The 21072-nt window shown below is 64.2% G+C and carries 20 protein-coding genes; 12 read left to right on the top strand and 8 right to left on the bottom strand.

Annotation, left to right across the window (positions count from 1 at the left end; all coding sequences use genetic code 11):
- Positions 1-39: 39 nt before the first annotated feature.
- Positions 40-936, bottom strand: a complete 897-nt coding sequence (locus tag NCS02_RS17200) for an NAD-dependent epimerase/dehydratase family protein (protein ID WP_250523242.1) — start codon at positions 934-936, stop codon at positions 40-42.
- Positions 937-1073: 137 nt separating this feature from the next.
- Between NCS02_RS17200 and NCS02_RS17205 the strand changes: the two genes are divergently transcribed.
- Positions 1074-1466, top strand: a complete 393-nt coding sequence (locus NCS02_RS17205) for a RidA family protein (protein ID WP_008353398.1) — start codon at positions 1074-1076, stop codon at positions 1464-1466.
- A 3-nt stretch (positions 1467-1469) separates the two neighbouring features.
- Here NCS02_RS17205 and NCS02_RS17210 read toward each other — a convergent pair whose 3' ends face one another.
- The 3 genes from NCS02_RS17210 to NCS02_RS17220 form a co-directional block, all read right to left on the bottom strand.
- Positions 1470-3167, bottom strand: coding sequence for an acid phosphatase (locus tag NCS02_RS17210; protein ID WP_250502963.1), 1698 nt, complete (start codon positions 3165-3167; stop codon positions 1470-1472).
- Between the two features lie 252 nt (positions 3168-3419).
- On the bottom strand, positions 3420-4214 hold the full coding sequence (locus tag NCS02_RS17215) for a sulfite exporter TauE/SafE family protein (RefSeq protein WP_250502964.1): 795 nt from the start codon (positions 4212-4214) through the stop codon (positions 3420-3422).
- 413 nt (positions 4215-4627) lie between these two features.
- Positions 4628-5611, bottom strand: coding sequence for an acyltransferase family protein (locus NCS02_RS17220; protein WP_008353393.1), 984 nt, complete (start codon positions 5609-5611; stop codon positions 4628-4630).
- 242 nt (positions 5612-5853) lie between these two features.
- Between NCS02_RS17220 and NCS02_RS17225 the strand changes: the two genes are divergently transcribed.
- The gene (locus NCS02_RS17225; protein WP_235366214.1) at positions 5854-8061 is read left to right on the top strand and encodes an amylo-alpha-1,6-glucosidase; all 2208 of its coding nucleotides are present in this window, start codon (positions 5854-5856) and stop codon (positions 8059-8061) included.
- A 48-nt stretch (positions 8062-8109) separates the two neighbouring features.
- Here NCS02_RS17225 and NCS02_RS17230 read toward each other — a convergent pair whose 3' ends face one another.
- Positions 8110-9291 (bottom strand): 4-hydroxybenzoate 3-monooxygenase, encoded by a 1182-nt coding sequence (locus NCS02_RS17230; protein ID WP_175979325.1) that lies wholly within the window; start codon positions 9289-9291, stop codon positions 8110-8112.
- Positions 9292-9477: 186 nt separating this feature from the next.
- The gene (locus NCS02_RS17235; RefSeq protein WP_250502965.1) at positions 9478-10530 is read right to left on the bottom strand and encodes an aldo/keto reductase; all 1053 of its coding nucleotides are present in this window, start codon (positions 10528-10530) and stop codon (positions 9478-9480) included.
- A 219-nt stretch (positions 10531-10749) separates the two neighbouring features.
- On the opposite strand from NCS02_RS17235, the gene NCS02_RS17240 reads away from it, so the two are divergent.
- The 5 genes from NCS02_RS17240 (at position 10750) to NCS02_RS17260 (ending at position 13856) form a co-directional block, all read left to right on the top strand.
- Positions 10750-11736 carry an AraC family transcriptional regulator gene (locus NCS02_RS17240; protein ID WP_008353388.1) on the top strand — a complete coding sequence of 329 codons (987 nt, stop codon included), beginning with the start codon at positions 10750-10752 and terminating at the stop codon, positions 11734-11736.
- Between the two features lie 165 nt (positions 11737-11901).
- Entirely contained in the window at positions 11902-12282 is a 381-nt protein-coding gene (locus tag NCS02_RS17245; RefSeq protein ID WP_250502966.1) for a COG4315 family predicted lipoprotein, read from the top strand.
- A 74-nt stretch (positions 12283-12356) separates the two neighbouring features.
- Positions 12357-12497: a hypothetical protein gene (locus NCS02_RS17250; RefSeq protein WP_160172887.1), complete on the top strand. Its 141-nt coding sequence runs from the start codon at positions 12357-12359 to the stop codon at positions 12495-12497.
- A 46-nt stretch (positions 12498-12543) separates the two neighbouring features.
- Positions 12544-13068: an RNA polymerase sigma factor gene (locus NCS02_RS17255; protein WP_008353386.1), complete on the top strand. Its 525-nt coding sequence runs from the start codon at positions 12544-12546 to the stop codon at positions 13066-13068.
- Positions 13065-13856: an anti-sigma factor family protein gene (locus NCS02_RS17260; RefSeq protein ID WP_250502967.1), complete on the top strand. Its 792-nt coding sequence runs from the start codon at positions 13065-13067 to the stop codon at positions 13854-13856. Before NCS02_RS17255 ends, NCS02_RS17260 begins: the two co-directional genes overlap by 4 nt.
- Before the next feature lie 67 nt (positions 13857-13923).
- On the opposite strand, the gene NCS02_RS17265 is transcribed toward NCS02_RS17260, so the two are convergent.
- Positions 13924-14148, bottom strand: coding sequence for a hypothetical protein (locus NCS02_RS17265; RefSeq protein ID WP_250502968.1), 225 nt, complete (start codon positions 14146-14148; stop codon positions 13924-13926).
- Between the two features lie 399 nt (positions 14149-14547).
- Here NCS02_RS17265 and NCS02_RS17270 point away from each other — a divergent pair, with 399 nt between their 5' ends.
- Positions 14548-15072, top strand: coding sequence for an RrF2 family transcriptional regulator (locus tag NCS02_RS17270; RefSeq protein ID WP_008353382.1), 525 nt, complete (start codon positions 14548-14550; stop codon positions 15070-15072).
- A gap of 6 nt (positions 15073-15078) precedes the next feature.
- On the opposite strand, the gene NCS02_RS17275 is transcribed toward NCS02_RS17270, so the two are convergent.
- On the bottom strand, positions 15079-15501 hold the full coding sequence (locus tag NCS02_RS17275; RefSeq protein WP_008353380.1) for a BspC domain-containing protein: 423 nt from the start codon (positions 15499-15501) through the stop codon (positions 15079-15081).
- Between the two features lie 236 nt (positions 15502-15737).
- Between NCS02_RS17275 and NCS02_RS17280 the strand changes: the two genes are divergently transcribed.
- From NCS02_RS17280 to NCS02_RS17295, 4 genes are all read left to right on the top strand, one after another.
- The gene (locus NCS02_RS17280) at positions 15738-16301 is read left to right on the top strand and encodes a putative glycolipid-binding domain-containing protein (RefSeq protein WP_175979330.1); all 564 of its coding nucleotides are present in this window, start codon (positions 15738-15740) and stop codon (positions 16299-16301) included.
- A gap of 32 nt (positions 16302-16333) precedes the next feature.
- The gene (gene selD, locus NCS02_RS17285; RefSeq protein WP_250502969.1) at positions 16334-17389 is read left to right on the top strand and encodes a selenide, water dikinase SelD; all 1056 of its coding nucleotides are present in this window, start codon (positions 16334-16336) and stop codon (positions 17387-17389) included.
- A gap of 15 nt (positions 17390-17404) precedes the next feature.
- Positions 17405-18331, top strand: coding sequence for a cation diffusion facilitator family transporter (locus tag NCS02_RS17290; RefSeq protein WP_175979332.1), 927 nt, complete (start codon positions 17405-17407; stop codon positions 18329-18331).
- 145 nt (positions 18332-18476) lie between these two features.
- Positions 18477-21032, top strand: a complete 2556-nt coding sequence (locus NCS02_RS17295; protein WP_250502970.1) for a mechanosensitive ion channel domain-containing protein — start codon at positions 18477-18479, stop codon at positions 21030-21032.
- Positions 21033-21072: the final 40 nt, after the last annotated feature.

The raw sequence follows: 21072 nt of genomic DNA on the forward strand, positions 1-21072 counted from the left end.
CGGCAAATTGGTCAAGCCAATTTGCCGCGCTAAATTCACTCAAGCAGTCAATTCCTTCTCGATCCATTCGACCACCGACGTGCGCGACGGCTGCCAGCCCAGAATCTCGCGGGTTCGCTTGCTGCGCACGCGGCTGTTCGAGCCGAGGCCGTACGAGGCCATCTCGTAGCCCCATTCCTTGATCGCTTCTTCGAGCGGCCAGTCTTCCGGCCCGCGCAGATCGAGCGCCTTCGCCATCGCGACGGTCATGTCGCGGAATTGCGCCTCGCCGCTTTCGACGAAGTAGAACGTGCCCGCAGGCGACTTTTCGAGCGCGAGCCGATAGATGGTCACGACATCGTCGATATGCACGTTCGACCAGATGTTGAGGCCACGCCCCACATGGCGCACGATGCCGCTCTTGCGCGCCTGTCGTTCCAGACGCGGCAACTGCACGCTCGCGGTATCGCGCACCGCGCCGTGGCCGTAGATCAGCGTGTTGCAGAGCACCGTCGAGCGCACGGCACGCTTGGCGGCGTCGAGCACGAGATTGTCGATCGCTACGCGCGGCGCCTTGTCGGGCGTCGGCTCCGGCAGGTCGTCCTCGGTATAGATCTTCTGCGATGCCTCGCCGCCCGATGCGTCGCCGACGATGCTCGATCCGCTCGTATGCAGAAACGGCTTGTTCGTGCCTTCGAGCGCGCCGATCAGCGTTTCGACCGCGCCGCGATGATCGCTGCTCGCCGCGTTGATGACGGCATCGGCCGCGTGCGCTTCGGCGGCGAGCAAGGCCGCGTCGTCGAGACTGCCGATCACCGGTTCGATGTTCAGGCGTTTCAGTTCGTCGGCCTGTTCCGCGCGACGGATGAGGCCGCGCACGCGATGTCCGTCCCGCGCGAGTCCCGCCGCGATCGAGCCGCCGATGAAACCGCCCGCGCCCGTGATGAAAACGTTCATGTTCTTGCTCCGTTGAATGTTCAAACTGCGATGAACACAGTATGAGCCGCTTCGACTTTCGCAAAAACGGTGATAGTCTCAAATGAAACTTGACTCGGAATCAATAATCCGAGGCCATCCACCCAACGCGACCGACGATGCCACCGATCGAACTCATCAACGCTCCGGGCCTGCCGATTCCCGCCGGACACTACAGCCACGCGACGCGCGCCGGCAATCTCGTCTGCGTTTCGGGTCAATTGCCGATGCGCGCGGACGGCACGCATACCGGCGATCTCCCGTTCGACGAGCAGGCCGAACAGACGCTTTCGAATCTGCGCACCGTGCTCGAAGCCGCGGGTGCGAGCCTCGCGGATTGCATCGAGGTGACGGTGTATCTCGTCGGCGTCGAACACTGGAAAGCGTTCAACGAGATCTACGCGCGTCACTTCGGCGCCTGGAAACCGGCACGCGCCGTCGTGCCGGTCGGCGCGCTGCACTACGGCTATCTGCTGGAAATTTCCGCGCGAGCGTGGGTCGAACGCGTCTAGCCGTTACGCGAGATCGAGCGATTTTGTCAGGTCGCCGAGCGGCGCCTGACCGCTTGCGGCGAACGCGCGATCCCGCGCGGCCACGCCGTCCAGCGGCGCGAGATCGTGCACGCGCGAGATGAAGCGCAGGATCGAGTTCGTGTCATACACGGTGTGATCGACGTAGCCCTTCTTCGCGAACGGCGAAATCACGAGCGCCGGGATGCGCGAACCGGGCCCCCAGCGATCGCCCTTCGGCGGCGAGACGTGGTCCCACCAGCCGCCGTTTTCGTCGACGGTGACGATCACCACGGTGTTCTCCCATTGCGGCCCGCGCCGCAGACGCTCGATCACGTTCGAAATATGCCGATCGCCCGAAGCGACATCCGCATAGCCCGCGTGCATGTTGAGATTGCCCTGGGGCTTGTAGAACGTGACGGCAGGAAGGCGGCCCGCGTCGATGTCCGCGAGCAGCTTGTTCGTCGACGGATCGTCGCCAAGTCCCGCGTCGCGCAAATGCTGCGCCCGTGCGGCCGTGCCCGGCGCAAAGTTGGCGAAGTAATTGAACGGTTGATGGTGGTACTGGAAGTCCGGCACCGCGCCGGTGTCCCGATGTTCCAGTGCGTACTGCCACGCGCCGCTGTACCACGCCCAATCGACGTTCTTGTCCGACAGGCGGTCGCCGATCGTCGCATACGTCTGCGGCGGCAATACCAGCGCGTTCGAGCGGTCCGCATAGCGCGAGTCGCCGCCTTGCGGAGGCGGCACGTTGCTCGGCTGATACGGCGGGAACATGGTGTTGACGGCGTATCCGTCCGCCGTGAGCGCGCCGTCGCGCACGTACTTCGGCGGGCCCTCGAGCGCGGATTTGTGCGAATCCGGGGCGAGCTTCAGGCGCGAACCGGCAGGATCGTCGCCTTCGACGACCGCGAGCAGCTTCGAAGCCGGGCTGCCTTTGACATCGGGATAGAAGGGCGCCTGCGCGGAAATGAGGAAGATGTGGTTCAGCCAGGAGCCGCCGAACGCCGACATGAAGAAGTTGTCGCAGAGCGTGTATTGCTGCGCGAGCCCCCAAAGTTTCAGCGTTTCGGGTGAGTTTTGGTAGTGCCCCATGACGAGGCCGCCCGAATCGCCCCACGCCGCGAACTGGTTGTTGCGCCCTGCGTTGATCTGCATCTGATTCTGATAGAACCGATGCACGAGATCGCGCGTGATGACGGAATTGGGCAGCGGCGCACCGTGCGCGTCTGCGATCTGGAAGGGCGCGTTGCGCAGATCGATGATCTGCTGCTCGGTGATCGCGTAGCGCTTGCCGTCGACTTCCTGCGCCTGCGGCACAAGCCCGCCCCAGATTTTCGGCAGCGTGGGCATGGGCGTGACGCCATCGCGATCGAGTTGCGTGTAGTGCGATGCCGGCACCGCCGACAGCGGATATTGCACGCCCGGATAGTTGCCGTAGAGATTCGTGAAGCTGCGGTTTTCCGCGTAAATCACGACGATGTGCTGCACTTTCGCGGCGAGCGTGCGGTCGAGTGCGATATCGGCGGCAGTTTTCGGGGTGGTCGGCTTGTTTTCGAACAGATTGCACCCGCCGAGCGACAGCCCCGCCAGGCCCACGCCCGCCGCGAGAAGCCGCCGCCGCGCGGGGTCGGCGGGTGCGTCGCCTGCTGGCGTATCGTTGCCGGAAGGAAGCTCGTGCTGCGGATGATTGTTTTCATTCATCGCCTGACTCCTCGTGAATATGCGGCCCACGCCCGTTGACGCACGCTGCATGATCGACGCCGAAAGATGACGCGCCCGTTACCGGCGCCCCGACTTGAACCGCTCTGCGTGCGGCTCAACTGAGTGGGGATGATGCCGCATCGTCCCGCCGCGGGAAACCCGGCCGAACGACATAGGCAAAAAACAGGAATATCGTACGAATCGGCCTATGTCTTTTGGCCGACTGGAAAGCGCGAACGACCGTGACTAACATCAACTGAACACGAGCTTTGCTCCGACGAGAACGAGCGTCGCGGCAAGAACGTGACGGAGTAACGCTTCCGGCGCCTTGGTCGACAGCATGCTGCCAAGGACGATGCCGGGAATCGAGCCCACGAGGAGCGAGGCGAGCAAGGACCAGTCGACTGAGCCGAGCATCCAATGGCCAGTGCCGGCAATCAGCGTGAGCGGCACCGCGTGAGCCACGTCCGAGCCGACGATGCGCGCCGTCGCGAGACGCGGATACAGCAGCAGAAGTACAGTCACGCCGATTGCGCCTGCGCCCACGGAAGTGATCGAGACCAGCAGGCCGAGAATCGCGCCGGTGAAGACGGTCCACGCGGCGGTACGCGTCGGGTGTTCGGGGCGGCCATGTCCCTTTTTGTAGGCAAGGCGCGCGAGTTGCGGCCGGAAGATCAGCGAAACCGCCGTGATAAGGAGCGCGGTGCCGAGTATCAGCTGGATGAGCCGCGCGGTGCCCGGCGCTGTCAAACCGTGTTCGTGCAGAAAGTAGAGGGTGATGGCCGCAGCGGGCACGCTGCCCGCCGCGAGACGGCCGGTGATGCGCCAGTCGACCGAACCCTTGATGCCGTGCACGAGCGTGCCGGCCGTCTTGGTCGCCGTGGCGTACAGCAGATCGGTGCCGACGGCGGTCGCCGGATGTATGCCGAACAGCAGGACGAGCAGCGGGGTCATCAGGGAGCCGCCGCCGACGCCCGTCAGGCCGACCAGGAAACCCACTGCGAGGCCTGAGGCAGAATAAAGTAAGTCGATATGCGGAAATGACATGCCGGACGCCCGCAACCCTTGCTGGGCGGGGCTGTTTAACGTTCATCCAAAATTTGTCCGAATCGCGACTCTTGGCTTCGGACATCCTTGTACGACTCGGTCATCGCGGCCGACCGACGCCCGAAAATTGCCCGGGCAAAATCCTTTCCTTTTTCCTGCAAACGGAGGCGCGCCGAGAGCGGTCGGATTTCGTGAGAACCTTTCGGCGTCGCGGCTTAGGGCGTCCCGATTTCGCGCGCGTCCGCGAAGTACTCTTTCAGCGATCGGAGCCCAAACGCTGCGCCGGCCTTCTAATGAAACCGTGCGCCTCCCGGCAGACGCCTTTTAGCGCTGGCCGGACAAAAGGGCTAAGAGCATAGCACTCTTCAGCTATGGCTCGCGGAGCCTATGCCGAACTGACCAGCCTGGCCGGCCTAGACCGCAGTTGGGCTTGCGCGTTGTCCCGATTCGATCGAGAACACGCGCGCGATTGCCGGAATGCGTCGAAGCAGGAAAACGAACCCGACGGCTAACGCCATTTCCGAAGCAGCGAAGACGAACCACGGCGTGGTCGGCGCGAACAGCCACTGAGCAAAAAGATTGAGGGGATAGTTGAACGCGAATATGGGCAGCGTGTTCTTACCGAGAAAACTGAGTGCGCGCGACGTCGCGGTGAGCCGGGCTAACCTGGCCAATGCCCATATCCCACATATTGATGCGAGGAGGAAGAGCGCTGGATTACCGATAGTCTCGCCGGCGAGGTTCGCTGCTTTGGGATTCCACAGCGAAGCGATGATCCATCCGAGCGCGCAAAGTGGCAGCGTCCAAGCGGGAAAACGCCTGCCGTCCAGCATTTTGGATTCGGCTGCAACGAAACCCAGGTGGAAATAAAAGAGCGCGACAAAAGCGATCTTGATGTTCCAGGGTGAGAAGCCTTTCACGAAGGCCATTAACGTGCAGCCGACGACCAATGATGCGGCGATCACGACATGCACAACGTGTCGCGCGTACCGGGTCAACGCCGCGTACATGGCTTCAGTGCAGAACAGGCAAGTTAGAAACCAGAGCGGCGTGCAATAGAAAGTAAGATTCGATCGAGGTATGGAATACGCCGTACCCCCGAGTTGCACGAAGAATTGGGAGAGACTGGTTGTATTCCCAAATAGAATCGACGGGAAGATCGCGATTGCGGCGGCGACTGCGTACGGCATCAGAAGGCGTCGGGAATTCCTGCGCATTACCTCTAGCGGACCTCTCTTGCCGTTGAAAAGGTATCCAGACAGGAAAAAGAACAGAGGCATATGACACGAGTAAATGACTCGGAAGAGCCACTCTGGCAAACCAATGGCGTGTCCAAGGACAACAAGAACGATCCCGATCCCTCGGGCTGCGTCGATTGTTCTGTTGCGCAAATCCACCTCTGAGTTCGCTCAAAAAGCGCAATTTTAGCCCAAGCCATTGCCACATAAGGCCGAGAGGCTTATGGTCCGACATATCGAGATGACATTGCGCGCGGAGAACGCGTCAGGCGTGGGCGGGTCGAAAGGCTTTCGATGACAGCGGGTAAGCGCCCCCGAACGCCTCGCGAAACCCTTCAGATTACTTTCAGGAAGGTGCAATGAACACACAGGAACAGCAGCAACAGCAGCAACAACAGCAGATGCAGGTGTCGCAATCGAAGCTGCCGGACGAAGCGTTCATCCCGACGGAGCACCCGAACATACCGAGCGAACGCCAGTTCGTGCTGAAGTCGGGCAACACGTTCGCCGTCTACGATGCGAACGGCGATATCCGCGGCGACGACGACGGCCTCTTCGTCAACGACACGCGCGTGCTGTCGGAGCTCGTGCTGACGTTCGGCGGACGCGCGCCGTCGCTGCTTTCGGGCAGCGTATCGAGCGACAACGCCGTCTTTACCGCGCACCTGACCAACCGCCCGCTGCCGCCCATCGGCGGAGCACGCACGCCGGAAGGCGTAATCCACGTCGAACGCAAGCGCGTGCTGTCGGGGCATGTGCTGCACGAGAGCATCGTGCTGACGAACTACGGCACGGAGCCGTCCACCGTGCCGCTGTCGATCTCCTTCAAGGCCGACTTCCTCGACATGTTCGAGGTTCGCGGCGCGATACGTGGCAAGCGCGGGGCTTTGCGTCCGCCGGTCGTCGAGAACGGCGAGGTCGTGTTGCGCTATGTCGGCCTCGACGAGGTGGAGCGCACGGCGCGCATCCAGTTCACGCCCGCGCCGGACGTGCTTTCGCCCACCCGCGCCGACTACGCGCTGCATATCCAGTCGGAAACGGCCATTTCCGTGTATCTCTCGGTGACGGCCGTGACGCACGCGCTCTCGGACGCCAGCGAGCAAAGCAAGCGCAACGCCGCGGAAGCGGCCGAATGCGCGCCCGAATCGGGCCGTCCCGCGATCCGCGACGCGCTCGTGGAGGCGCATCGCCGCATGCGCGACCGGCGCCGCGCGAGCGCGCGCGTGCGTTCGAGCAATCCGCTCTTCAGCGAATGGATCGACCGTTCGCTCGCCGATCTCGGGCTGCTCACCACCGATCTCGAAACCGGCCCTTATCCGTACGCTGGCATTCCGTGGTTCTCGACGGCGTTCGGCCGCGACGCGATCATCACGTCGCTGCAAATGCTCTGGCTGCATCCGACGCTCGCGCGCGGCGTGCTGCGCTTCCTTGCCGCGAATCAGGCGCGTGAAGACTCCGCTTTCCGCGATGCCGAAATCGGCAAGATCATGCACGAGACGCGCAAGAGCGAGATGGCGGCAACCGGCGAAGTGCCGTTCGCGCTCTATTACGGCGGCGTCGACAGCACGCCGCTCTTCATCGTGCTGGCGGGCGCATACGCGGAACGCACCGGTGACACCGCCCTGATCGATGAAATCTGGCCGGCGCTGCAGCTCGCAGCGCAATGGGTCGCGCGCCATTGCGACAAGAATCCGCACGGTCTGCTCGACTACCAGCGCGCATCCGAGCACGGTCTGGCGAATCAGGGGTGGAAGGACAGCCAGGATTCGGTCTTCCACGCGGACGGCAAGTTTCCGATCGGCCCGATCTCGCTCGTCGAAGTCCAAGGTTACGCATCGACCGCGTTTTCCACGATGGCGCGTCTCGCCCGCGAGCGCGGGCAAGGCGAGAACGCAAGCGAGTTCGAGCGGCGTGCGCGTCACATTCGCGAGCGTGTCGAAGAGATGTACTGGATGCCGGAGATGGATTTTTACGGCATTGCGCTCGATGGCAAGGGCGAGCTATGCCGCGTGCTGTCGTCGAATGCGGGGCATCTGCTCGCGTTCGATCTCGTCGAACGCGAACGCGGCGAGGCTGTCGCCAAGCAACTCGAATCGGCGCTCTTTCACACGGGCTGGGGCGTGCGGACGCTTGCGGCGGGGCAGCCGCGCTTCAATCCGATGTCGTATCACAACGGCTCGGTATGGCCGCACGACACCGCGCTCTGCGCACGCGGCCTCGCGCGCTACGGCGATCGCGGCGCGGCCGTGGGACTGCTGCAGTCGCTGTTCGAAGCCGCCGTCACGTTCGACATGCGTCTGCCGGAGCTTTTCTGCGGATTCACGCGCCAACGCGGCGAACGGCCGATCGCCTATCCGGTCGCGTGTCTGCCGCAGGCGTGGGCGGCGGGCGCGCCTTTCATGATTCTGGAAGCGTGTCTCGGCGTGACCGTCGACGCCGTCAAGGAAGAAGTGCGTATCGACCGGCCGGAGTTGCCCGAAGGCATCGACTGGCTCGAAATCGGCGATCTGCGGCTCGGCGACAAGACCGCGACGATCACGTTCCGGCGCGTCGGCGGGCAGGTCATTCCGTCCGTCGAAGGCGACGTCAGGGTCGTGGCCGTTCTGTAACGTCGACGACGCACGGCGCCGACCAAGCGCCGTGCGACCGGTCCGCGCTTATACCGCGACGCTGCCCACGTAATTTTCGGCGAGCGCAGTGGCGGCCGCGCGCGATGTCGTCACATGTTCGAGTTCGGCCACCTGCAGGCGCTGCTCGAACGGCGACGTATCGTCCAGCTTGTGCAGCATGCGCGTCATCCACCACGAGAAATGCTCGGCGCGCCAGACGCGCTTCAATGCCGTTTCCGTATAGTGGCTGAGCTTCTCGCCGTTGCCTTCCTGATAGAAATCGAGAAGCGCGGCGTTCAGTACGCGCACGTCCGACACGGCGAGGTTCAGGCCCTTCGCGCCGGTCGGCGGCACGATATGCGCTGCGTCGCCCGCGAGGAACAGCTTGCCCGACTGCATCGGCGTGGACACGAAGCTGCGCATCCCGACGATGTTCTTCTGGAAGATCTTGCCTTCGGTGATCTGCCAGCCATCGGCGGTATCGACGCGTGCGTGCAGTTCGGCCCAGATGCGGTCGTCGGACCAGGCATCGACCGTATCTTTCGGATCGCACTGGAAGTACATGCGCTGCACGCCCGGCGAGCGCGTGCTGATGAGCGCGAATCCGCGATCGTGCCGCGCGTAGATGAGTTCATCGGAGGAGGGCGGCGCTTCGACCAAAATGCCGAACCAGCCAAACGGATAGATGCGCTGATAATCCTGCCGCACCGCTTCGGGAATCGACTGTCGCGAAACGCCCTGCGAACCGTCGCAGCCGATGATGAAGTCGCATTCGAGTTCTTCGTCGCGGCCTTCGTGCTGATACTTGATGCGCGGCTTGCGATCGCTGCCATCCTGAAAGTCGTGCAGCGACACATTCGACACGTTGAACTTCAGCTCGCCGTTCGCCGCGAGCCGCGCCGCGACCAGATCCTTGATGACTTCGTGCTGCGCGTAGACCGTGATCGAGTGACCTGTGAGCTCGGTCAGCGCGATACGGCGGCGCTGGCCTTCGAACGCGAGCTCGAAACCGTGGTGCAGCGCGCCTTCGGCCTGCATGCGCGCGCCGAGACCGGCCTGAGTGAGCGTGTCCATCGTGCCTTGTTCGAGCACGCCGGCGCGAATCGTCGATTCGATGTCGTTCTGGCTGCGCGCTTCGAGCACGACCGATTCGATGCCGCGCAAATGAAGCAGGTGCGAGAGAAGAAGCCCGGCCGGGCCCGCGCCGACGATGCCGACTTGAGTACGCATGATTGTCTCCGTGAGGTAGTGGTGATGTTGTGCGTACAGTGTCGGCAGAGCGGCCTTATGCCGCAACGCAATAGGGAGGATAAGAACTATCTGATTCGGAGATAAAGCCCCTAAAACGCGGGAAAATCGCCTGAAATACGGGTAAATCCCTAGCCGGCGCGGGCCGGTCGCCCGCGCCGGACGGCCTTACTCCGCCGCTTCCTCCTTCAACTGATTACGCCGATATTCGCCCTGGCGCGTGAGCATCCAGCCGGGATATTCCGACGGCAACTGGCTCACCTCATCGAGCGCGGCGAGTTCGTCTCCGTTGAGACGCACGTTGGTCGCCGCGATGTTGTCGTCGAGCTGCTCGATCCGTTTCGCGCCGATGATCACGCTCGACACGACCTTCTGATGCAGCAGCCAGGCAAGGGCGATCTGCGCGACCGATACACCCTTGGATTCCGCGATGCGGCGCATCACGTCGACGCAGTCGTACGCGCGTTCGACATTGACCGGCGGGAAGTCGAACTTGGTGCGCCGGCTGCCTTCTTCCTTGCCGCCTTCGCGCGTGAACTTGCCCGAAAGCAGGCCGCCCGCGAGCGGACTCCAGACCATCAGCCCGACGTTCTCGCTTTGCAGCAGCGGCACGATTTCGCGTTCCAGATCGCGGCCAGCGACCGTGTAATACGCCTGAAGCGACTCGAAACGCGCGAGACCGAGACGCTCGGAAATACCGAGCGCCTTCATGATCTGCCACGCCGCCCAGTTCGAAACGCCGATGTAACGCACGTGTCCATGCTGCACGAGATTATCGAGCGCGCGCAGCGTTTCCTCGATCGGCGTCGCCGGATCGAAACCGTGAATCTGGTACAGATCGACGTGATCGAGCTGCAGCCGCTTCAGACTCGCCTTCACGCCATCGATGATGTGATAGCGCGACGCGCCGCGCGAATTCACGCCCTTGGTGCCGGTCTCGCCAAGGATTTTCGTCGCGACGACCACGTTTTCGCGCGGCACGTTGAGGTTCTTCAGCGCCTGGCCGGTGATGATTTCGGATCGGCCGTCGGCGTAGACGTCGGCGGTGTCGATGAAATTGATGCCCGCATCGAGCGAACGGCCGATCAGCTTGTCGGCTTCCGCCTGCTGCAACTGACCGATGTTGTCCCAGATTCCGCCCGTTCCGCCGCCGAAGGTCATCGTGCCCAAGCACAGCTCCGAGACAAAAAGACCGGTGTTGCCGAATTTCCTGTAACGCATGGTTGCTCCCGAGTGACTGGAATGGCGCGGCATCGCACGACCTTCACGACAGGGTCCGCGCCGGCAATGCAGTATCGTCCCGGCGCGCGGCGGGTTCATAGCCTGATCCTGTTCAATCCTTGCCTGTTCCTGCAAACGCTGGGGGCGCGCGCGAGCAATCACGCCCTCGCGCGAGTAAGCTAACCAGACTTCTCCCATCTTGAAAATAGTCCGCAAACCATGGCTCTGAACGACACGCCCGGCTTCGCCGGAAAAGAAAGTCATGACCAGCCGAAAGAAACGCGTCATGACGCCGCGCTGGATCAGGCGCGCCTCGATCTCGTCGCGCTGCTCGACCGTTTCACCATCGGTTGCGAAGGCTCGGTCGAGACGCCGGTGCCGGGGCTGTTCCTGCATCGGATCATGAATCCGGGCGGGCCGAAGCACGGCATCCAGACGCCCGCGCTCGCGCTCATCGCGCAGGGCAGCAAGCGCCTCATGGTCGGCGACGAGGTCTATATCTACGATCCGATGCACTATCTGGTGTCGTCGGTGGATCTGCCGGTGTGCGGGCAGGTGTCGGTGGCGAGCGAGTCCGAGCCGTATCTCGGCATGCGGCTCGATCTCGATGTCGACGAAATCACGTCGCTGATCCAGGACGAAAGCCTGCCGCCCGCGACGCAGACCGACGCCTCGCGCGGCCTCTACGTGAACCGCCTCGGCAACTCGATGCTCGATGCCGTGTTGCGCCTTTTGCGGCTCGTCGACACGCCCGAGGACGTGCCGATCCTCGCGCCGCTCGTCAAGCGCGAAATCCTGTATCGCCTGCTGATGAACGGCTCCGGCGCGCGTCTGCGGCAGATCGCGCTGCAGGACAGCCAGACGCAGCGCATCGCGAAGGCCATCCAGTTGCTGCGCCAGCATTTCGACCAGCCGCTGCGCGTGGAGGACATCGCGCGGGACGTGCACATGAGCGTGTCTTCGCTGCATCATCATTTCAAGGCGGTGACGGCGATGAGCCCGCTGCAATACCAGAAGCAGCTGCGGCTTCAGGAGGCGCGCCGCCTGATGATGCTCGATATCGTCGATGCCGCCACCGCCGCGCATCGCGTGGGCTATGAAAGCGCATCGCAGTTCAGCCGCGAGTACAGCCGGCTTTTCGGTGCGCCGCCGTTGCGCGACACCCGCCGCTGGCGCGACGCGACGGCCGCCGCCGCGGGGGCCTGAGCACCGAAATTTCAACGAAGCACTGGCCGAGCGCGCGCGAATGGTCTTGAATGGATTGCCAACAGGCGATGCGACGGCGCTGCCGCATCGATTTATTTCATCGTCCGCGGAATAGTGCAGCGCTTCCGAACGTTCTACGGAGACTTCTACAACAAGGAAGATGAAATGAAGAAGCGTATCCAGATGTTCGTCGCTGCCGCAACCGTCGCTACCGCTTTTGCTTCGCTCGCGTCGTCCGCGCACGCTGCGGCGCCGAAAGAATCGAACGGCATGTTCGTCGATGAAAACGGCATGACGCTCTACACCTTCGACAAGGACACGAAAGGCGGCCCGAGCGCGTGCAGCGGCGGCTGTGCGCAGGCCTGGCCCGCCGCGATGGCGAGCGACTCCGACAAGCCGAGCGGGAAATGGACCATGGAATCCGCCGACGGCGGCAAACAGTGGGCCTATGACGGCAAGCGCGTCTATCGCTTCGCGAAGGACACGAAGCCCGGCGACAAGAACGGGGACAATTTCCGCGATGTCTGGCACGTCGTGAGGCCCTGAGCGCCTTCGCATCGATGCGGGCTCGCGGAATAAATCGGCGAGTCCGCCAGTCTTTCAATCAACAGGTAACGACCATGAAACGATCGATCGGCGTGACGGCGCTCCTGATCGCGCTCGGGCTCGCGCTCGGCACAGCGGGCTGCGCGAGCGGTACGCAAAGTGCGCCGCCTTCTTCTGGCGCGCCGAGCGGACCTGCCGGCGGAGGCAGCTACTGATGGCGAACGCCTCCGGCTCGCCCCGCACGCACGAGGACGCACGGTCTTGAGCTTCGAGAGCGATCTTCTCGCGCATCTGCCGCAGTTGCGCCGCTACGCGCGCGCGCTGACGGGCGATCGCGCCTGGGCCGACGATCTCGTGCAGGACGCGACCGAGCGCGCGCTCAATCGCGCCCGGTCGTTTCATGCGGGTACGAATTTGCGCGCGTGGCTGTTCACGATCATGCGCAATCTGTATATCGACCAGTTGCGCGGTCGCCGCGATATCGCCGTCGATGATGAAAGCGCGCCCTGGCGGCAGATGGCCGCGCCGCGCGGGGAAGTCGACGGCCTCGTGCTGCGCGACGTGCAGCGCGCGCTGTACTGTCTGCCGGTCGAGCAGCGCGAAGTGATGCTGCTCGTGTGTGTCGAGGAAATGAGTTATCAGGAGGCGTCCGTGGTGTTGAATGTGCCGACCGGAACCGTGATGTCGCGCTTGTCGAGAGCGCGGGAGCACATGCGCGTTCTGCTCGGCGAGGAATCGGGCCGCAAGGCGTCGCCTTCGTCGCTGAAAGTGGTGAGCCGCTCATGACCAATCAAGACCGTCCATCCGAAGGCGGCGACCGTATGGGGCCGCCCAAACCCGATCGCGATCTGCAGGCGCTGTCCGCCTTTATCGACGACGAACTTCCCGGCAATGAGCGCGATGCCGTGGCCGAACGCGTCTCGGGCGATCCCGCGAGCGAGGCGACCGTCGCCGCGTATCGTGCGCAGGACAATGCGTTGCGCGCGCTCTTCGCCGATCAGAGCGAGCCGCAGATCGTGCGTCTGCGGCCGCGCTCGCGCGAGCGTTATCTGATCGCGGCAGGCTTCATGGCCGTCGGGGTCGCGTGCGGATTCCTGTTGCAGATGCTCCTTCCCGCGCTCGGCGACAAGCCGCGCTTCGCGGAACGCGCGGATATCGCGTATGCCGTGTACGCGCCCGAGCAGCGGCACGCGGTGGAAGTGGCGGCGTCGCAGCAAGATCATCTCGTCACCTGGCTCTCGAAGCGGCTGAATCGCGCGGTGACGATTCCGTCGCTGGCCGAGTACGGATTTCAGCTCGTCGGCGGACGCCTGTTGCCGGACGAAGAGGGTCCGGCCGCGCAGTTCATGTATCAGAACGCGGCGGGCGAGCGCCTCACGCTCTACATGACGACCGCCACGATCAGGCGCAACGACAGCAAGATCCGCACGCTGAAGGACGGACAACGCACCACGTTCTATTGGGCGTGGAATCGCGTCGGCTATGCGCTTTCGGGGCAGATCGGCGAGGAAAAGCTGCAGGCAATCGCCTATGACACCTGCAAGGAGCTGGGCGGCGATCCGAAGAACTGGTGAGCCGGGAATCGATAAAAAGGCCGCAACGATGCGTGATCGTTGCGGCCTTTCTCATGCGCGATCGTGCTTATCGATAGCGATGCGGCGGAGGCGGCGCGACGTGGTGATGATGGCGTTCCCATTCCTGACGCTGCCAGTAACGATGACCGTCCCAGTAGCGCTCGCCATGCCAGCCGACCGTCACGCGATGCGTGGGACCGCGGTGAACGTCCGCCGACGCCGCGTTTGCGAGACCCATGCCCAGCGCGGCGGCAAGGGAAGCGATCAACAGGCTTTTCTTCGTCTTGTTCATGATGTGTGCTCCTTGGTCGTTTGCCTGGTGGTGAAACCGCGAGTCGATTGGTCGCAGTTCGGCCAAACTTTGGCGTGTGGTTCAGGACCGGCTTATCAACGGTAGTAATCGTGATGATGGTGATAACCGCCACCGTCCGGCACGACGATGCAGCCCGATAGCGCGCTACCCAACAACACGCTCAACGCTGCAAGGATCGCTAGTTTCTTCATGGGTTTCTCCGTGTGAATCCATGGAGACCAATTTAGCGGTTCGCAAAATGACAAGCCGTGTTCGTTTGTAAGCAAACGTGTAATCTGAAATATTCGCGACGGGCGTCTACAAGCTCCGTCGTGCGCCGTTGTACGGCGGATGCAGGACGCGCTATTCTGAACTCCGATTCGAAATGTCGGAGTGAACATGTCTCACATCAGCACGGGCGTCGAGTACGCGCTGCACTGCATGCTGTATCTCGCGGAGCCGCCACACGGCGTGCGCGAGGCGAGCGTGCGCGATCTGGCGGAATTGCAGGGCGTGCCTGCGGAATACGTCGCGAAGCTCTTCACGAAGCTGCACAAGGCGGGACTCGTCGTCGCGACGGAAGGGGCGCGCGGAGGTTTCGCGCTCGCGCGTCCGTCGAAGGAAATCAGCGTGCTCGATGTCGTCGACGCAATCGACGGCGACAAGCCTCTCTTCGAATGCAGGGAGATTCGCGCGCGCTGCGCCGTGTTCGGCGACGACGCGCCGCCTTGGGCGACGAGCGGCGTATGCGCGGTTCACGCGGTGATGAAGAACGCCGAAAAGCGCATGCGTGAAGCGCTCGCGGCGGATCGGCTGGCGGATCTCTCCGGGCGCATGCATGCGAAAGCGCCGCGCACGTTCGGGCCGCAGGTCGTCAAATGGCTCGGCGGGCGCACGGACCAGCGCCGCGCGGCCAAGCGCTGAAAGACTTTAGCGGACGATCTTCGGCTTCATGTTCGGCGTGAGCGATACGCCGACCACATGTCCGGCGCGCACGCCACAGCGGCTATCGACGCGCGTCCATTGCTCCTTGCCGCGCGCCTTCGCGAACGCGCGCATCACGATGACCTGATCGACCGGAATCGGGTTGCCGACACTGAAGATCGTAGTATCGTCGTCGATCTTCGCGGAGAGCACGCGGCGGTCGGGCACGATGAGCGTGTCGTACTTCGGCGCGTTCTCCACCCAGCGATCGAATGCGGCGACACATTGCGCGACGGCATCCGGTACGTGAAGCCTCGTCAGATACGAATAATCCTCGGGCACGTCCGGCGTTTCCTGCGCCTGGACGAGCTGAAACATCGACGCCGACAAAGCGAGCGCGGCCAGGGCGGGAGCAAGAATGTTCTTCATGCGATGGGCGATGAAAAGGGCGTTCGGAGATGTTCGGGCAGAGCGCGGATCGCCGGAGCACGGATCGCGTGAATGGCGCTGAACGTGCGGTGCGCGCGCCTGCGCAGGAATGGCGCGAAGTATACCGTGTGACGTTTTGTGACGTCGAGCGATTCGCGCAGGTCGAATGCCGATCGAAAGCCTCGCCCGCAGCGATGTATCCTTTGATGCCGATAAACACGCGAACGAGGTGCCCAATGAAAGCGGTGCGATGGTCGCAACAAGACGGCTCAGGGCTCGAGCATCTCGTTCTCGATGAGACGCGCGATGGCATCGTGATCGAAAGCGCGGTCGTGGGCGAAGACGAAGCGCGTGCCTTCGGTCTCGTGTATCGCATCGAATGCGATGCGCGCTGGCAAGTGACGCGGCTCGCGCTGAAGCTCGCGGGCGGCGCATCGCTCGATCTGCATCGCAGGGACGGCGACAACGGCGACGCGCACGCATGGACCGATGCGAACGGCGAGCCGCTCGAGGCGCTGCGCGGCTGTATCGACGTGGACATCACCGCGACGCCTTTCACCAACACGCTGCCCATCCGCCGCCTGAAACTCGAACGCGGCGAACGGCGCGTGATTCGCGTCGCCTATGTGCGCGTGCCCGAGCTCGGCGTGAGCGCGGTGGAGCAGGCTTATACGTGCATCGAGCCGGATTGTCGCTATCGTTACGAAGGGCTCGACACGGGCTTCACGGCGGATATCACCGTCGACGAAGACGGCCTCGTGATCGACTATCCCGGCCTCTTCACGCGCATCCGGCGATAATACGCAGACATTCGCCTCAACCGATTTCCACTATGACCGACACGACTTCCCCCCGGCTCACGAGCCTGTCCCACGGCGGCGGCTGCGGCTGCAAGATCGCGCCCGGCGTGCTCGCCGACCTGCTCAAGCGCGCGACGCCGCTGCCCGCGTTCCCGAATCTTCTGGTCGGCAACGACACCGCCGACGATGCCGCCGTCTACAAGCTCAACGACGAGCAGGCGATCGTCGCGACGACGGACTTCTTCATGCCGATCGTCGACGATCCATTCGACTTCGGCCGCATCGCCGCGACCAACGCGCTCTCCGACGTCTACGCGATGGGCGGCAAGCCGATTCTCGCGCTCGCGCTCGTCGGCATGCCGATCAACGTGCTGCCGCATGAAGTCATCGCGCAAGTGCTGAAGGGCGGCGAAGCGGTGTGCGCGGAAGCGGGCATTCCGGTGGCGGGCGGCCATTCGATCGATTCCGTCGAGCCGATCTACGGGCTTGCGGCGCTCGGCATCGTGCATCCGTCGCGCGTGAAGCGCAACGCGGCCGCGCGCTCGGGCGACGTGCTCGTGCTCGGCAAGCCGCTCGGCGTCGGCGTGCTGTCGGCGGCGCTGAAGAAGGACAAGCTCGACGCGGCGGGCTACAGGGCGATGATCGACGCGACCACCAAGCTCAATCGTCCCGGCGCGGAACTGGCGCAACTCGAGGGCGTGCACGCGCTCACCGATGTCACCGGTTTCGGCCTGCTCGGTCACACGCTCGAACTCGCGCGCGGCGCGCAACTGACGGCGCGCATCCGTTACGCCAATCTGCCGTGGCTGCCGCAGGTGCGCGAATTCGTGCGCGCGGGCATCTACACGGGCGCGTCGGGACGCAACTGGAGCGCGTATGGCGACGACATCTCGTTGAACGTCGAAGGCAAGGAAGGTGAGGAGGCCCGCGCCTTGCTGACCGATCCGCAGACCTCGGGCGGCCTGCTCGTGTCGTGCGCCCCGCATGCCGTGAACGACGTGCTCGCGATCTTCCGCGCGGACGGCTTTCACGACGCGACGATCATCGGCGAAATGGTGGACGGCCGGGGCCACGTCGACGTCAGCTAAACAAACTCGAAACGCATGAAGGAAGAATCCCCGAAAGCCATTTTCTACGCGCTCGCCGCGAATTTCGGCATCGCCGTCTGCAAGTTCGGGGCGGCTGCCTTCACCGGCTCGGGCGCGATGTTCGCCGAAGCCATCCATTCCACGGCCGATTGCGGCAACCAACTGTTGCTGCTCTTTGGCCTGAAGCGCGCGCAGGCGCCCGCGAACGCGCTGCATCCGCTCGGCTCGGGGCGCGAAATCTATTTCTACGCGCTCATCGTCGCGCTGCTGCTGTTCTTCGTCGGCGGAGCGTTCTCGGTGTACGAGGGCGCGCATCGGTTGATGCATCACGAGCCGTTGTCGAACCCGATCGTCGCGCTCGTGATTCTCGGCATCTCCGTCGTGCTCGAAGCCTTTTCGCTCGCGGGCGCGATCCGCGAAATCCGCAAGGGCGCGCCGAACAAAACCTTATGGCGATGGTTTCGCGAAACGCGCGAATCGGAATTGCTCGTCGTCGCCGGCGAGGACGTCGCGGCGCTGCTCGGCCTTGCGATCGCGTTCGCCGCCGTGCTCATGACGATGCTCACCGGCAACCCGGCCTACGACGCCGCCGGCTCGATCGGCGTCGGCGTGCTGCTGATGATCATCGCGTTTCTCGTTGCGCGTGAAGTGAAGTCGATGATCGTCGGCGAATCGGCGAGCCCGGAAGTACGCAAGGCGATCGACGCGCACTTGCGCACGCGCCCGGAAATCACGCGCATCATCAGCCTCATTACGCTGCAATGGGGCAAGCACGTCGTGGTGGCAGTGCAGGCCGAAATGATCGATTACGCCAGCGGCCGCGCGATGATCGATGCGATCAACATCATCGAAGACGATCTGCAGCGCGCCTTTCCGCAAGTGCGCTGGGTGTTCTTCGAACCCGACGTAGCACGCGATCGCGGCGAGCCGACGGCCGCCTGAGGCGAGGGCAGGCCAGGAGCGCGGCGTGCTACGGCTTTCAGGGTCGTCCGGGACCGCTCCTGCCGCGCGGACGTCATCGCGCTAGCATATGGCGTGCGCGTCGTCCGCATCGAGTCCCTGAAATTCTGTGATCTTCATCCGACCCATGCGCAAATTGCTCCTTGCAGTGCTGCTCGTCGCCGTGGCGAGCGTTCTCCCGATCTTTTCCCAGTCCTCCTTTGCCGCAGCCGCTTCCCCGCAGCACGCGTCGCAGCCGGCGGTCGCGCTGACGCCGCAGCAGGCGCGCGATGCGCTTGCCGTGCTCAACGATCCCGCGCGCCGTTCGCAAGTCGCGGATACGTTGCGCGCGATCGCCGCGGCCGGCGCGCTGGCCGCGCCCGCGAGCGCGCCGCAGGCGGCATCGTCCGCGGCGCCGGCATCGGGCGCATCGGGCGTGCTCGCGCATTCGTTGACCGCGAATGGGCTCGCGTCGCAATTGTCGCGGCAGGCGGGGCACTGGCTCGTCGAGATCGGCGCGGGGCTGCGGCATTCGACCGTCGCGCTGCTCGATTTCGGCTCCGTGATTTCGTGGTGGCGCGACCGTACGTCGAGCGACGCGGGGCGCGCGCTCATCGGCCATGTCATGTGGACCGTGCTGGCCTCGCTGATTCCCGCGTTGCTGCTCGAATTCTTATGCTTGCGCCTGCTGAAGCGCCCGCGCGCCCGGATCGCGGCACGCGGCGTCGCCGATGCTGAGGAGCAGGATCCCGACCTCGTGCGCGAACAGCACGCCGCCGAGCGCGCGGAAGACGCCGCCGCGCAAACCGGCGACGCCACCGCGATGCATCTTGCCGAGCGCAAGGCGGACACCGCGCGCGGCCAGCGTCACGCCGCGCGTCACTGGACGCTGTTGCAGCGCCTGCCGAGCGCGCTCCTGTACGGCTTGCTGTCGCTGGTTCCGCTGATCGTGTTCATCGGCGTGGTGACGTTGCTGATGTCGATCTTCATCGACGACAACACGGCCGAGGCGCGCGTCGCGGGCTCGCTCATCGACGTCTATCTGGCGTGCCGCGCCGTCGTGATCGTGAGCGGCTTTTTCGTCGCGCCGCGTGCGCCCGGACTGCGCCTCATCCAGATGCGCGATGCCGCCGCCGCGTACACGCATCGCTGGGTGCGGCGCATCGTGTGCACCGCCGGCGCGGGCATCGCGCTCGCCAATGCCGGCGAACCGATCGGCCTGTCGGGCGATGCGCGCATCGCGGTGCTGAAGGTCACGCTGCTGATCGTGCATCTGATGATCGCATTCGTGATCTTCCAGAGCCGCAATTCGGTGGCGGAGCGCATCCGGCAGCGCGCGCGTTCGAACCGCTCGGTGAGATTGGTCGGCGCGTGGTTCGCCGATATCTGGGCGGGCGTCGCGATTTTCTTCGTGATCGCGCTGTGGTTCGTGTGGGCGCTCGACGTGCAGAACGGCTACCGCACGCTGTTTCATCTCGGCGGCGTGTCCTTGCTCGTGCTGGTCGGCGCGCGCGTGCTCGCGATCGTCGCGTTCGGCGCGCTCGGCCGCGTTTTCCATCAGAACGACGAAGAGGATCTCGCCGGCGAGTCGATCGCGCGGCGTCGCGCGTATCGCTATTACCCGGCGCTGCGGCGCATCGTGCAGGCGCTGATTTCCGTCATCACCGTGGTCGCGCTGCTGCAGGTGTGGCACGTCGATATCGTGCATTTCTTCACGTCGGGCGGCGTCGGCAACCGGCTCGCGTCGGCGCTCGTCACCATCGTGATCGCGGCCGTGTTCGCCGTGCTCGTGTGGGAAGCGGCGAACATCGTCGTCGAACGGCGGCTCGAACAATGGACCGCGAGCGGCGAGCGTCTGCGCGCCGCGCGCCTGCGCACGCTGCTGCCGATGATGCGTACCGGCCTTTTCATCGTGATCGCGATGGTCGTCGTGCTGACGGGCCTTTCGGAACTCGGCGTGAACACCGCGCCCTTGCTCGCGAGTGCGAGCATCTTCGGCGTGGCGCTCGGCTTCGGCTCGCAGAAGCTCGTGCAGGATCTCATCACAGGCATCTTCCTGCTGATGGAAAACGCGATGCAGGTCGGCGACTGGGTGACGCTCGCGGGCGTGTCGGGCACGGTCGAATATCTGTCGATTCGCACGGTGCGCTTGCGCGGCGGCGACGGCTCGCTCTACACCGTGCCGTTCAGTTCGGTCTCGACGGTGAACAACACGAATCGCGGCATCGGCAATGCAGCGGTGCGCGTCTCGATCGCACTCGGTCAGGACGTCGATCTCGCCATATCGACGCTGAAGGAAATCGGCGCCGCCTTGCGTGACGACGAAGCGTTCCGCGACGGCATTCTCTCCGACTTCAGTTTCTGGGGCGTCGATGCCGTCGACGGCTCGACCGTCACGCTCGCCGGCCAGATCCAGTGCCGCGACAGCGCACGCTGGCCGGTGCAGCGCGAGTTCAACCGGCGCATTCTCAACGAGTTCACGGCGCGCGGCATCGAGATCGCGAATCCGCAGCGCAACTTCGTGATCGTGAACGGCGGCAATCAGGAAGGCGGCCCGGATGGCGTTCAGGACGCGGACGAGGCGGGCGCGGATCAGCGCGGCGAGCCGTCGAAGGCCGCGCAGCATCCGACGGGCGAGGCGGCGGGTTCGGCGAACGTCGCGTCGAACGCGCCGCCGCCGCGGTCATCGCAAAGCGGCACCTGAGTTTTCGGTTAGCGCTCCTATAATCGTGCGGGTTGACCGC

The sequence above is a fragment of the Caballeronia sp. NCF2 genome, assembly GCF_023631205.1.
GTDB classification, from domain to species: domain Bacteria; phylum Pseudomonadota; class Gammaproteobacteria; order Burkholderiales; family Burkholderiaceae; genus Caballeronia; species Caballeronia zhejiangensis.

Excerpts from the sequence above, each read along its gene's own strand:
- NCS02_RS17235 (WP_250502965.1), bottom strand. The coding sequence starts at position 10,530 with ATGCGTTACAGGAAATTCGGCAACACCGGTCTTTTTGTCTCGGAGCTG.
- NCS02_RS17205 (WP_008353398.1), top strand. The coding sequence starts at position 1,074 with ATGCCACCGATCGAACTCATCAACGCTCCGGGCCTGCCGATTCCCGCC.
- NCS02_RS17250 (WP_160172887.1), top strand. The coding sequence starts at position 12,357 with ATGAAACGATCGATCGGCGTGACGGCGCTCCTGATCGCGCTCGGGCTC.
- NCS02_RS17275 (WP_008353380.1), bottom strand. The coding sequence starts at position 15,501 with ATGAAGAACATTCTTGCTCCCGCCCTGGCCGCGCTCGCTTTGTCGGCG.
- NCS02_RS17210 (WP_250502963.1), bottom strand. The coding sequence starts at position 3,167 with ATGAATGAAAACAATCATCCGCAGCACGAGCTTCCTTCCGGCAACGAT.
- NCS02_RS17230 (WP_175979325.1), bottom strand. The coding sequence starts at position 9,291 with ATGCGTACTCAAGTCGGCATCGTCGGCGCGGGCCCGGCCGGGCTTCTT.
- NCS02_RS17290 (WP_175979332.1), top strand. The coding sequence starts at position 17,405 with ATGAAGGAAGAATCCCCGAAAGCCATTTTCTACGCGCTCGCCGCGAAT.
- NCS02_RS17270 (WP_008353382.1), top strand. The coding sequence starts at position 14,548 with ATGTCTCACATCAGCACGGGCGTCGAGTACGCGCTGCACTGCATGCTG.
- selD (WP_250502969.1), top strand. The coding sequence starts at position 16,334 with ATGACCGACACGACTTCCCCCCGGCTCACGAGCCTGTCCCACGGCGGC.
- NCS02_RS17295 (WP_250502970.1), top strand. The coding sequence starts at position 18,477 with ATGCGCAAATTGCTCCTTGCAGTGCTGCTCGTCGCCGTGGCGAGCGTT.
- NCS02_RS17260 (WP_250502967.1), top strand. The coding sequence starts at position 13,065 with ATGACCAATCAAGACCGTCCATCCGAAGGCGGCGACCGTATGGGGCCG.
- NCS02_RS17280 (WP_175979330.1), top strand. The coding sequence starts at position 15,738 with ATGAAAGCGGTGCGATGGTCGCAACAAGACGGCTCAGGGCTCGAGCAT.
- NCS02_RS17245 (WP_250502966.1), top strand. The coding sequence starts at position 11,902 with ATGAAGAAGCGTATCCAGATGTTCGTCGCTGCCGCAACCGTCGCTACC.
- NCS02_RS17225 (WP_235366214.1), top strand. The coding sequence starts at position 5,854 with ATGCAGGTGTCGCAATCGAAGCTGCCGGACGAAGCGTTCATCCCGACG.
- NCS02_RS17240 (WP_008353388.1), top strand. The coding sequence starts at position 10,750 with ATGGCTCTGAACGACACGCCCGGCTTCGCCGGAAAAGAAAGTCATGAC.
- NCS02_RS17215 (WP_250502964.1), bottom strand. The coding sequence starts at position 4,214 with ATGTCATTTCCGCATATCGACTTACTTTATTCTGCCTCAGGCCTCGCA.
- NCS02_RS17265 (WP_250502968.1), bottom strand. The coding sequence starts at position 14,148 with ATGAACAAGACGAAGAAAAGCCTGTTGATCGCTTCCCTTGCCGCCGCG.
- NCS02_RS17200 (WP_250523242.1), bottom strand. The coding sequence starts at position 936 with ATGAACGTTTTCATCACGGGCGCGGGCGGTTTCATCGGCGGCTCGATC.